The 11,634-nt window shown below is 67.8% G+C and carries 12 protein-coding genes; 9 read left to right on the forward strand and 3 right to left on the reverse strand.

Annotation, left to right across the window (positions count from 1 at the left end; translation table 11 throughout):
* Nucleotides 1-24 precede the first annotated feature (24 nt).
* The 6 genes from BMW26_RS16940 to BMW26_RS16965 are packed head-to-tail and all read left to right on the forward strand — an operon-like array spanning nucleotide 25 to nucleotide 6,867.
* Entirely contained in the window at nucleotides 25-1,293 is a 1,269-nt protein-coding gene (locus tag BMW26_RS16940; RefSeq protein ID WP_072592117.1) for an extracellular solute-binding protein, read from the forward strand.
* Nucleotides 1,294-1,303: 10 nt separating this feature from the next.
* Nucleotides 1,304-2,269: a carbohydrate ABC transporter permease gene (locus BMW26_RS16945; protein WP_072592118.1), complete on the forward strand. Its 966-nt coding sequence runs from the start codon at nucleotides 1,304-1,306 to the stop codon at nucleotides 2,267-2,269.
* A gap of 2 nt (nucleotides 2,270-2,271) precedes the next feature.
* On the forward strand, nucleotides 2,272-3,111 hold the full coding sequence (locus BMW26_RS16950; RefSeq protein ID WP_053098169.1) for a carbohydrate ABC transporter permease: 840 nt from the start codon (nucleotides 2,272-2,274) through the stop codon (nucleotides 3,109-3,111).
* 15 nt (nucleotides 3,112-3,126) lie between these two features.
* Nucleotides 3,127-4,110, forward strand: coding sequence for a glycoside hydrolase family 130 protein (locus tag BMW26_RS16955; protein ID WP_072592119.1), 984 nt, complete (start codon nucleotides 3,127-3,129; stop codon nucleotides 4,108-4,110).
* Between the two features lie 4 nt (nucleotides 4,111-4,114).
* Nucleotides 4,115-6,154, forward strand: coding sequence for a hypothetical protein (locus BMW26_RS16960; RefSeq protein ID WP_072592120.1), 2,040 nt, complete (start codon nucleotides 4,115-4,117; stop codon nucleotides 6,152-6,154).
* Nucleotides 6,155-6,201: 47 nt separating this feature from the next.
* Nucleotides 6,202-6,867 (forward strand): histidine phosphatase family protein, encoded by a 666-nt coding sequence (locus BMW26_RS16965; RefSeq protein WP_083569474.1) that lies wholly within the window; start codon nucleotides 6,202-6,204, stop codon nucleotides 6,865-6,867.
* A 30-nt stretch (nucleotides 6,868-6,897) separates the two neighbouring features.
* On the opposite strand, the gene BMW26_RS16970 is transcribed toward BMW26_RS16965, so the two are convergent.
* Complete coding sequence (locus BMW26_RS16970) at nucleotides 6,898-7,428, reverse strand: hypothetical protein (RefSeq protein ID WP_072592121.1); 531 nt, start codon at nucleotides 7,426-7,428, stop codon at nucleotides 6,898-6,900.
* 94 nt (nucleotides 7,429-7,522) lie between these two features.
* Between BMW26_RS16970 and BMW26_RS16975 the strand changes: the two genes are divergently transcribed.
* The 3 genes from BMW26_RS16975 to BMW26_RS16985 all read left to right on the forward strand — a co-directional run bounded on the left by BMW26_RS16975 (nucleotide 7,523) and on the right by BMW26_RS16985 (nucleotide 10,352).
* The gene (locus BMW26_RS16975) at nucleotides 7,523-7,945 is read left to right on the forward strand and encodes a Fur family transcriptional regulator (RefSeq protein ID WP_053098173.1); all 423 of its coding nucleotides are present in this window, start codon (nucleotides 7,523-7,525) and stop codon (nucleotides 7,943-7,945) included.
* Nucleotides 7,946-8,008: 63 nt separating this feature from the next.
* Nucleotides 8,009-9,460 (forward strand): catalase, encoded by a 1,452-nt coding sequence (locus BMW26_RS16980; RefSeq protein WP_053098174.1) that lies wholly within the window; start codon nucleotides 8,009-8,011, stop codon nucleotides 9,458-9,460.
* An 82-nt stretch (nucleotides 9,461-9,542) separates the two neighbouring features.
* The gene (locus BMW26_RS16985; RefSeq protein WP_072592122.1) at nucleotides 9,543-10,352 is read left to right on the forward strand and encodes an alpha/beta fold hydrolase; all 810 of its coding nucleotides are present in this window, start codon (nucleotides 9,543-9,545) and stop codon (nucleotides 10,350-10,352) included.
* A 191-nt stretch (nucleotides 10,353-10,543) separates the two neighbouring features.
* On the opposite strand, the gene msrA is transcribed toward BMW26_RS16985, so the two are convergent.
* On the reverse strand, nucleotides 10,544-11,089 hold the full coding sequence (gene msrA / locus BMW26_RS16990; RefSeq protein ID WP_053098176.1) for a peptide-methionine (S)-S-oxide reductase MsrA: 546 nt from the start codon (nucleotides 11,087-11,089) through the stop codon (nucleotides 10,544-10,546).
* Nucleotides 11,086-11,553 carry a peptide-methionine (R)-S-oxide reductase MsrB gene (gene msrB, locus BMW26_RS16995; protein ID WP_053098177.1) on the reverse strand — a complete coding sequence of 156 codons (468 nt, stop codon included), beginning with the start codon at nucleotides 11,551-11,553 and terminating at the stop codon, nucleotides 11,086-11,088. The genes msrA and msrB overlap by 4 nt, the downstream gene beginning before the upstream one ends.
* Nucleotides 11,554-11,634: the final 81 nt, after the last annotated feature.

Raw genomic sequence — 11,634 nt, forward strand, 5'->3', positions numbered from 1 at the left:
AACCATCGCGTCAAGGAGGACAACATGAAGAAGAAGATCCGCGCAGCAGCGCTCTTGGGAGCCGTCGCACTGGTCGCCACCGGATGCTCGTCAGGAGGCGGGGGCGGCGACGCCTCGGCCGACGGCACCGGCTCCATCGACATCTGGCTGTCGAACAACGAGCAGGAGGTCGCCTGGGGCACCGCCGTCGTCGACGCCTGGAACGCCGAGCACCCCGACGAGAAGGTCAACGCCCAGGAGATCCCCGCGGGCTCGTCGTCGGAAGAGGCCATCACCGCCGCGATCACCGCCGGCACCGCACCCTGCCTCGTCTACAACGTGGCCCCGGCCGCCGTCTCGGGCTGGGTCAAGCAGGGCGGACTCGTCGACCTCAGCACCATGGAGGGCGGCAGCGACTACATCACCGAGCGCGGAGGAGAGGTCGACTCGTATGCGACCGACGGCAGCTTCTACCAGCTGCCCTGGAAGTCGAACCCCGTCATGGTCATGTACAACAAGGCGCTGTTCCAGGCCGCGGGCATCGATCCCGAGGACCCGCAGATGAACACGTACGACGCGTTCCTCGAGGGGTCCAAGGCGATCGTCGCCTCCGGTGTGCAGAGCGCCATCTGGCCGGCTCCGACGAGCGAGTTCTACCAGCCCTGGTTCGACTTCTACCCGCTCTACCTCGCCGAGACCGACGGCACCATGCTCGTCGAAGACGGCAAGGCGACGGTCGACTCGGATGCCGGCCGCGAGGTCGCCGAATTCTGGAAGACGTTCTATGACGAGAAGCTCTCGCCGAACGAGGCGTCGACCGACGATGCGATGTCCGCCGGCACCACCGCCATGCAGCTCGCCGGTCCGTGGGCGATCCCCTCGTACGCCGAGACCGTCGACGTCGGGTTCATGCCGGTCCCGACCAGCGACGGCCGCGAGAACCCGACGACCTTCGCCGACTCGAAGAGCGTCTCCATGTTCACCGCGTGCGAGAACCAGGGCACCGCGTGGGAGTTCCTGAAGTTCTCGACGAGCGTCGACAGCGACGGACAGCTGCTCGAGGCCACCGGTCAGATGCCGATGCGCACCGACCTCACGGAGACCTACGCCGACTACTTCGATGCGAACCCGAACTACGTCGCGTTCGCCGAGCAGGCCGAGGCGACGGCCGATGTGCCCAGCATCCCGAACTCCGTGGAGGCCTGGCAGGCGTTCCGCGACGAGTACTCCGCCGCCGTGATCTTCGGCAAGGAGTCGATCGACGACTTCCTGAAGAACGCCACGACGAAGATCGACGACCTCGTCGCCGAGTGATGAGTCTGCGATGACGCTCCGAGACGACGCCGTCGCGGACGTGGCCGGGGGCACTGCAGCCCCGGCCCAGTCCGCGGGCCGGCCACCGAGGGCACGGTTGCGCACCCGACTGCTGGGTGCGCAGCCGATCGGCGGCCTGTTCGCGCTGCCGTATCTGGTCTTCGTGCTGGCGATCTTCGCGTTCCCGCTGGGATTCGCGGTCTACATCGCCTTCCACGACTACTTCTTCACCGCCCCCAACGTCGAGGTCGAGCGACCGTTCGTGGGCTTCGACAACTTCGTGACCGTGCTCACCGACCCGAGAGTGCTCGGTTCGTTCCGCAACACCCTGATCTTCCTCGTCATCAACGTGCCGCTCACCGCCGTGCTCTCGCTCGTGCTGGCCGCGGCGCTGAACACCGGCATCCGCTGGGTCGCCGCCTACCGCGTGGCGTTCTACGTGCCGTATCTGACGGCCAGTGTCTCGCTCGTCGGCGTGTGGATGCTGCTCTTCTCGGGCAACGGTCTGATCAACACGATCCTCGGCCCGCTCGCCCCCGATCCGTCGTGGCTCGTGAACAGCGGGCTGGCGATGCCGATGATCGCGCTCTACGTCACGTGGAAGCAGCTGGGCTTCTACATCCTGCTGTATCTCGCGGCGCTGCAGAACGTGCCGAAGGAGCTCTACGAATCGGCCGAGACCGACGGCGCGGGAGCATTCTCCCGATTCTGGAACGTCACGGTTCCCGGCGTCCGTAGCGCCACCACGCTCGTGCTGATCCTGTCGATCATCACCGGAGCCAACCTCTTCACCGAGCCCTACCTGTTGACCAACGGCGGTGGCCCCGACGGCGCCTCGTCGACCCCCGTGCTGCTGATCTACCAGCTGGGCATCCAGCAGCAGAACCCCGACACCGCGGCAGCGATCGGCATGATCCTCGTGATCCTGGTCGGGATGCTGTCACTCGCCGCCAACCGCGCGACCAGGGAGCGATGACCATGAGACGCACGCGTTCGCTGCCCCGCATCCTGAGCCTGATCCTGCTCACGGTCGCGGCCATCGGCTTCGCCTTCCCGTTCTACTTCATGCTGGTCGGGGCCTTCCAGGAGAATCCGACGAACTCGCCCAGCGAGCTCTTCCCGACGAGCGGGTGGACGGTCGACAACTTCCTCGCGATCGACTCCCGCATCGACCTCGCGGGCTCCCTGCTCAACTCGCTGATCTTCACGGCGGGTGTGCTGCTGGGCACCGTGGTGTTCGGGCTGCTCGCCGGATATGCGATCGCGAGGCTCGACTTCCGCGGCCGTGGCGTCATCTGGGTGCTCATGCTGCTCGTGCAGATGGTGCCGTTCCAGCTGCTGATGATCCCGCTCTACGTGCAGATCACCCGCAATTACGGGCTCGGCGATTCATACATGGGCATGATCCTGCCGTTCCTCATCAACACGACCGCGGTGTTCATCTTCGTGCAGTTCTTCAAGGCGCTGCCCGTCGAGATCTTCGAGGCGGCGCGCATCGACGGAGCCGGCGAGATCCGGCTGCTGACGTCCGTCGCGATCCCGCTGATCAAGCCGGTACTCGTCACGGTGGTGCTGGTCACGTTCATCGGCCCCTGGAACGAGTTCCTCTGGCCGTTCCTCATCACGAAGGACGCGTCGCTGCAGCCGCTCGCCGTATCGCTCGCCAACTACATTTCCAACGTCGCGCAGTCGACGGCGAATCCCAACGGGGCCATCCTCGCCGGCGCCACGGCGCTCGCGTTCCCCGTCGTCATCCTGTTCATCGTCTTCCAGCGGTTCTTCCGAGCCACCGACCTCGGCGCCGCCGTCAAAGGCTAGCCAGAAAGGCACCCCATGTTCACCGGAGCAACCTTCCCCCTGGGCCCCTTCGTCCCCTACGAGGCCAATCCCATCCTTCGACCGAAAGGCGACAGCTGGGAGTCGGCCAATCTCTACAACCCGGCCGCGATCGTCGACGGCGACGAGGTCGTGCTGCTCTATCGGGCGCACGCCGACGACATCGTCTCGCACATCGGCATCGCGCGATCGAGCGACGGCGTGAACTTCACCCGCGAGGACGCGCCGATCCTCTCCCCCTCAGAGGACTACGAGCGCTTCGGATGCGAGGACCCGCGCATCGCGCTGATCGACGGCACCTACTATCTGACCTACACGGGATGGGACCGACGCAGCGCCCAGCTCTGCCTCGCCACCTCGACCGACCTGCGCACCTGGACCAAGCACGGCCCGCTGTTCGACGACTTCGACACGTTCAAGACCATGGATCCGCGTGGGTTCAACTGGTCGAAGGCCGGCGTGATCGTGCCGCAGAAGATGCACGGCAAATGGTGGATGTACTTCGGCGAGGGGGCGATCTACTGGGCGACCAGCGACGACCTCATCCACTGGACGCCGGGCACGGCCGACACCGACCCGATGTACTCGCCGACCCCGGGCACCTGGGACGAAGCGCTCGTCGAGATCGGCACCTCGCCCGTGCTCGCCGACAACGGACTGCTGGTGTTCCTCACGAACGGCGCGACGAGGGTCGTGCATGACGACGGATCGGTCGACGTCGACTACCGGTGCGGGCAGATCGCGATCGACCCCGACGAGCCGACGAAGGTGATCGCCCGCCTGCAGGAGCCATGGCTGAGGCCGCAGACATTCGAGGACATGAACGGCCTGGTGTCGAACGTCACGTTCGTCGAAGGACTCGTGAAGTTCCGAGGCAAGTGGTTCGCCTACTACGGGCAGTCCGACACGACGCTGGCCGTCGCCATCCACGATCCCGCGCAGCCGTGGGGCCGGGCACTGAGAGACGCGAACGAGGAATGAGAGCATGTCCATCTCCCGACGCACGTTCCTGACCGCCGCAGCCGCGACCTCTGCACTCGCGCTGCTTCCGCTCGACCCTGCCGGAGCGCACGCCTCGGCGCCCGCCGCACTGCCGCTCGGATATCGACCGATCGGCGCGGGTGGAGGCGCGCGGCTCACGAACCTCGCACACCTGCGCTTCCTGCTCGCCGAGGTTCCCGTGGTGGCGAGTACCACGCACACCACGTTCGGCATCGACGCCTCACCCCGCGTGCTCGCACCGTGGACCTATGCCGACACCGACGGTGCGGGCGGATTCCGTCCGGTGGGTGGCGGCACTCGCGACGCCGTGACCGGGTACTGGACGCAGGGCGCCTACAACGCGGATGACATCGCGCGAGCGGCGATCGTGTTCCTGCGCGCGTGGAAGGCGACCGGCGACGCGCAGGCCCGCGACGAGGCACGCGATGTGCTGAGGTCGCTGGCGTTCCTGCAGACGACGAGCGGGCCGAATGCCGGCCGGGTGGTGCTGTGGCAGCAGGAGGACGGCACCCTGAACCCCAGTGCGATCCCCGTCGAACTGCCCGACCCGTCGGACTCCGCCGAGTCCTACTGGCTCGCTCGTTCGGTCTGGGCATTCGGCGAGGGCTATGCGGCGTTCCGGCGGGAGGATTCCGAGTTCGCGGCGTTCCTGCTCGCACGGCTGCATCTCGCTCTCGACGCGCTCGGTCGCGAGTCTCTGTCGCGTGCCGGTCACTGGGTGCGCAGCGACGGACGGGATCTGCCCGCCTGGCTGATCGCCGGCGGCGCGGATGCGACGGCCGAGGCCATGCTCGGGCTCGCTGCGGCGACCGAGGCCGGAGATCCGCGCAGCCGTCAGGCTCTGCAGACCTACGGAGAAGGGGTGGCCGCGATGGCCACCGACCCGGCGAAGGGATGGCCGTTCGGCGCCGTTCTGCCGTGGACCGGATCTCTCGGTTTCTGGCATGCCTGGGGCGCTGCCGCACCGGAGGCACTGGCTCGCGCGGGTGCGCTGCTGCGCCGCCGAGAGTGGACCGCCACGGCTGTGGCGGACGCGGGGACGTTCACCCCGCAGGTGCTCGCCTCGGGCGGACCGCACAACGCCTGGGCGCCACTGCCCGCGGAGGCGCAGATCGCGTACGGCGCACACGGCCGCGTCGCGGGCGCAGTGCAGGCGGCGTCCGTCGGTGGTGAGGGGCTGCGGGTGCTCGCAGGGCTCGCCGCCGGGTGGTTCTTCGGGGCGAACACCGCAGGCGTCCCGGTGTACGACCCGGCCACCGGCGTGACGTTCGACGGCGTGGAGACCGACGGGCGCGTGAATCGCAACTCGGGGGCTGAGTCCACGATCCACGGGCTGCTCACGATGCTGCTGCTCGACGCGAACCGCGACATCGCACGCATCGCGACATCGATCACCGGCCTGTCCTCGTTCTCGGGACTTCGGGTGATCGATGCCGAGGGTGCTCGGCTCTCGGCGGGCTGCGAGGTCGTGCGGCCAGAGGGCGGCGCGTGGATCGGCGAGGGCAACCTCTCGGGAGCCGCGTATGTGCGGGTTCCCGCGGGCGAGTCGGTCGAGTTCGATGTGACAGAGGCCGGCGGCATCCTGCACGGTCTCGTCTGGAGACAGAAGGCGGATGCCGGAGAGGCGGTGTGGGAGGTGTTCCGCGGTGGCAGGCGGCTCTGGAGCACGCGAACCCCTGCCGGAGGAACGGGCGATCGCGGCCTCACGGAGGCCGACGGGATGCTCGTTCCTCAGCTGCTCGGTGGCGATCTTCCCGCCGATGCGGTGACCGTCCGGTGCACGAGCACCGACGATCTGCGGCTCGACGCTCTCGTCATCCAGCCGGCGGTGTCCACGGCCGTGTATGCCATGGCATCCGGTTCCGCGGTGCTGTACGCGAACGGCGCTCGGCGCGATCAGCGGGTCTCGCCCCTCGCTGCGGGATCGGGCCGAGCCTACGAGGCCGACGGGTCGCAGCGTGGCCAGGCTGTGCAGGGCGGCAGGGTTCGCGTGCGCGGCGGAGGTTTCACCATCACGCGGTGAGGGTGCGGGGCTGTGCCGTCGGCACGCGTGCGGACTACGGTTGCGGTGTGCCTGCGCTTCCCGAGTACGACCCGCTGCCCGATCGCCCCGCCCCCGACAATCCCTCGGGAAAGCTCGTCCTCCTGCGCCACGGCGAGACGGAGTGGTCGAAGGCCGGCCGCCACACCGGCCTCACCGACATCCCGCTCACGGCGCGGGGTGAAGACCTCGCTCGCGCTGCCGGGAGGCTGGTCGCCGACTACGACTTCTCGCTCGTCCTGTCGTCACCCCTCGAGCGCTCTCGGCGCACGGCCGAGCTCGCGGGGCTTCACGCCGAGGTCGATCCGCTGCTCGTCGAGTGGGACTACGGCGGATACGAGGGTCGCACGACGAAGGACATCCGCGAGGAGCTCGGCTACGACTGGAGCGCCTTCACCCACGGTGTGATCCGGGGCGCGACGCCGGGCGAGACCGTGGAGGAGGTCGCCGCCCGCGCGTCCCGCGTGCTCACACGGGTGCTGCCGGCGCTGACCGAGGGCGATGTGGCACTCGTCGCGCACGGCCACTTCCTCCGCATCCTCACCGCCGTCTACCTGCGCCTCGCTCCGCGCTTCGGCGCGCAGATCACGCTGGATGCCGGATCGGTGTCGGTGCTGAGCTTCTATCGCGAGCAGCCGGCGATCCTGACGTGGAACTACGGCCTCGAGTTGCCCCTCGCCCCGTCGGAGTCCTGACCCCGGCAGCGGAACGAGAGCGCTGGAAACTCACGGCACGGTGACGAGCGAGATCGCATTGATCGTGGGAGCGCCGTCGAGAGCGAGCTCGAACCTCACCCCGGTCCGGGCATTCGTGACGTCGAACGCGATCGTCTCGTTCGTGCACGCGATCGGCTCCGACGGCGATCCCTCATCGAGTTCACTGACGGTGAGCACGATCGTCCCCTCGCCTCGGCATGCGAACTGCGCCTGATAGGTCCCCGGTTCGAGCGATGTGAAGCTGGTGACGTCGTTGGCCGAGCTGTTCTCGCTCATCCATCCGGAGAAGCCGAAGACGTATCCGGGCGAGTCCGACCCCGGTACCGCCGTCTGCGCCCACTCGGCGATCTCGTCCACGGGCAGCGGAAGCTGCGCCTCGTCGGAGTCGGCATCCGGAGTCGCCGTCGACGCGGAGCCGCTCGGAGATGGCGAGGGAGACGTCGATCCGGTCGCCGACCCCGACGGCTCTCCCGTGCATCCGGCGAGCGCGATGCCCGCCATCAGGACCAGTCCGATCGTCGCCGCTCGTTTCCTGAACATGCCTCCACGCTACGGATGAGCCAGGATGATGCAACCGCCGCGCCCGACACGCCATTCTTTTGAGTTACTCAAAATAAACGGTAGAGTCGGGGCCATGGAGACAGAACTCGACTCGGCACTTCGCGGTGCCGGGCTGCGTGCGACCGCGGGCCGCGTCGCCGTGCTCGAGGCACTGGAATCCATGGCCCACACGGATGCGGAGCGGATCTTCCGCACCGTGTCCGACGTGCTTCCGACGACGTCGATCCAGTCGGTGCACAACATCCTCGCGGACCTGACGACGGCGGGCCTCATCCGCCGGATCGAACCGGCAGGCTCCGCGGCGCTCTACGAGCGGCGCATCGACGACAACCATCACCACATCGTGTGCACCCAGTGCGGTGCGATCGGCGATGTGGACTGCGTCGTCGGCGAAGCGCCGTGCCTCACCCCGTCTTCGGCGGGGGGATTCACCGTCCAGACAGCCGAAGTGACCTTCTGGGGCCTGTGCCCCAGTTGCCAGAACGCCGCGCAGTAGCATCCGACGCCGATCCCGGGCACCCGGGATGATCGTCGTGTCTGCGTGCAGAAGGAGAAGAACATGACCGATCCATCGACCACCACCCAGACGGGCACACCCGTCGCGAGCGACGCGCACTCGCTCACCGTCGGAGCTGACGGCCCCACCGTTCTGCACGATCGCTACCTCGTCGAGAAGCTCGCGTCGTTCAACCGCGAGCGCGTGCCGGAGCGCAACCCCCACGCCAAGGGCGGCGGAGCCTTCGGAACGTTCACCGTCACCGAGGACGTGTCGGCCTACACCCGTGCCGCGGCCTTCCAGCCGGGTGCTCAGAGCGAGACGCTGCTGCGTTTCTCGTCGGTCGCCGGCGAGCAGGGTTCGCCCGACACCTGGCGCGACGTGCGCGGTTTCGCGCTGCGTTTCTACACGCCCGAGGGCAACCTCGACATCGTCGGCAACAACACTCCGACCTTCTTCCTGCGCGACGCCATGAAGTTCCCCGACTTCATCCACTCGCAGAAGCGTCTCGGCGACTCGGGTCTGCGCGACGCCGACATGCAGTGGGACTTCTGGACCCTCTCCCCCGAGTCCGCCCACCAGGTCACCTACCTCATGGGCGACCGCGGCCTGCCGCGCAGCTGGCGCCACATGAACGGCTACGGATCGCACACCTACCAGTGGGTCAACGCCGCCGGCGAGCGCTTCTGGGTGCAGTACCACTTCCTGTCGAAGCAGGGCGTCGAGGCGATGAGCGCCGAAGAGGCCGAGAAGCTCGCCGGATCGGATGCCGACTACTACCGTCGCGACCTGTTCGACGCGATCGCTCGCGGCGACGCCCCCTCGTGGGACGTCTACGTGCAGGTCATGCCCTACGAAGAGGGCAAGACCTATCGCTTCAACCCGTTCGACCTGACGAAGACCTGGTCGAAGAAGGACTACCCGCGCATCAAGGTCGGCACGTTCACGCTCGACCGCAACCCGCAGAACTTCTTCGCCGAGATCGAGCAGGCCGCCTTCTCGCCCGGCAACCAGGTTCCCGGCACGGGCATTTCGCCCGACAAGATGCTCATGGCTCGCGTGTTCGCATACTCGGATGCTCAGCGCTACCGCATCGGTGCGAACTACAACCAGCTGCCGGTCAACCAGCCGCACGCGGCCGAGGTGCGCAACTACATGCACGAAGGCCAGATGCAGTACAAGTTCAACCCGGCCGAGCACCGCGTCTACACGCCGAACTCCTACGGCCCCGCCGGCGGACCCACGGCTGACCCCGCTGCCGGTGTCGAGGCGAGCTGGGAGTCGGACGGCGAGCTGATCCGCGCCGCCGCGACCCTGCACCTCGACGACGACGACTTCGGTCAGGCGGGCACGCTCTACCGCACGGTCTTCGACGACGAGCAGCGCGCGCGCTTCCTCGACACGCTGACCGGCCAGGGACAGGGCATCACGATCGACGCGATCCGCGAGCGGTTCTTCCAGTACTGGACGAACGTCGACGCCTCGCTGGGCGACGCTCTGCGCGCTCGCTTCTGAGCCGCCTCCGCTGAGGACCGAGACCCACCGTCCGTTCGGGGCCGGTGGGTCTCGGCGTCTCCGGGCATCGCAGGGGAGCACAATGGATGCCGTGGCTGTTCCTCTCTCCGACCTGACCCAGATGCCCGAACCCCAGCAGGTGCACGCCGCCGATGGCACTCGCCTCGCGACCTACACCTGGGGTGATGTGGATGCTCCCGTGGCGGTGATCGTGCACGGGTTCGCGTCGAGCGCCCGCGACACCTGGGTGCTCACGGGGTGGGTGCGCGAGCTCACGAAGGCGGGGTATCGGGTGCTCGCGCTCGATCAGCGGGGCCATGGGCTCAGCGAGAAGCCGCACCAGGCCGACGCCTACGGCATCCGCACTCTCGCGACCGACGTCGAGACGGTCATGGACATGTATCTCGTCGACGAGGCCGTCTACGTCGGATACTCGCTCGGGGCCCGGGTCGGCTGGGAGGTCGTGCGCGATCTGCCCCACCGGATCGGCCGCGCCGTGCTCGGAGGGGTGCCGGACGGCATCCCTCTCGCGCGGCTCGATCTCGACCAGGTGCGCGCGTATCTCGCCGACGGGACGCCCGTCGCGGATCCGACGACGCAGAACTACATCGCGCTGACCGAGCGCGTGCCCGGCAACGACCTCGGCGCACTCGTGGCGCTGGCCGAGGGGATGCGGTCGTCTCGGACGATCGATCCCGACCCGTCGAACGCGCCGGCGAGCCCGATCCTGTTCGCGACGGGGTCGAAGGATGCCATCATCGAGGGCTCTCGCGCCCTGGCGTCAGCTGCCCCGCAGGGACAGTTCTTCGAGATCCCCGATCGCAACCACTTCAACGCACCGGGATCGCGCGCTTTCAAGGAAGCCGCGCTCGCTTTCCTGTCGGAGAGCTGACCGCGGGGCGCCACGCCTGCCCACTCGTAGCGGAGGAGATCTCAGGCAACGAAGGATGCTTCTCCGCATCCGCTCCATCGATCCGCGAGATCTCCTTCATTGCCGGAGCGGCAGCCGTCTGCCCGAGCACTGACCGCGGGCACGAGAAGAGCCCTCCGTCTCGGGGAGACGAAGGGCTCTCGGGGTGACGGTCAGACCGTCGCGTTCTCTTCGCGCTTCGGCAGCACCCATCCCGCACGCGGGAAGTGGCAGGTGTAGCCGTTGGGGTACTTGATCAGGTAGTCCTGGTGCTCCTCTTCGGCCTGCCAGAACGGGCCGACGGGCTCGATCGTGGTCACGGCCTTGCCCGGCCACAGACCCGAGGCGTCGACGTCGGCGATGGTGTCGCGCGCGACGGCCTCCTGCTCGGGGCTGAGCGGGAAGATCGCCGAGCGGTAGCTCGAGCCGATGTCGTTGCCCTGGCGATCCTTGGTCGACGGGTCGTGGATCTGGAAGAAGAAAGCGAGGATGTCGCGGTACGTCGTCTTCGTGGGATCGAAGACGATCTCCACAGCCTCGGCATGACCCGGGTGGTTGCGGTAGGTCGCGTGGTCGTTGCTGCCGCCGGTGTAGCCGACACGGGTGTCGAGCACGCCGGGCTGGCGGCGGATGAGGTCTTCCATGCCCCAGAAGCAGCCACCGGCGAGCACGGCGGTCTCGGTCCCGGGGGTGCGGGTGATTGTTCCGGTGTCGGTCATGAGTTCTCCTCGGAGTTGGGGGTGGGGAAGAGGTGACGGTAGCGACCGTACCCCTCATCTTCCAGGCTGTCAGCCGGGATGAAGCGCAGGGCGGCGGAGTTCATGCAGTACCGGAGTCCTCCTGCGTCTCGGGGTCCATCGTCGAAGACGTGCCCGAGATGGCTGTCCGCGCCGCTGGAACGCGCCTCGGTGCGCTTCATCCACAGCGTGCGGTCGGTGCGCGTGGTCACGGCGTCGGCCTCGATGGGCTTGGTGAAGCTCGGCCATCCGGTGCCGCTGTCGAACTTGTCGGTCGACGCGAAGAGCGGCTGACCCGAGACGACGTCGACGTAGATGCCGTCGTCGTGAGTGTTCCAGTACGCGTTGCGGAAGGGCGGCTCGGTCGCATCCTCCTGCGTGACCTCATACTGCAGGTGCGTGAGGTCGCTGACGGCCTCGGGGGTCTTGCTGTACTCGTTCGACATGGTCTGTCTCCTTGTCCGACGCGGCTGGCTGCAGCGTCATAGAAGAGAACCAGGAGGATGCCGGTTTTGGTCCCGCGGGAC

The organism is Microbacterium sp. 1.5R, from assembly GCF_001889265.1.
Classification (GTDB): Bacteria; Actinomycetota; Actinomycetes; order Actinomycetales; family Microbacteriaceae; genus Microbacterium.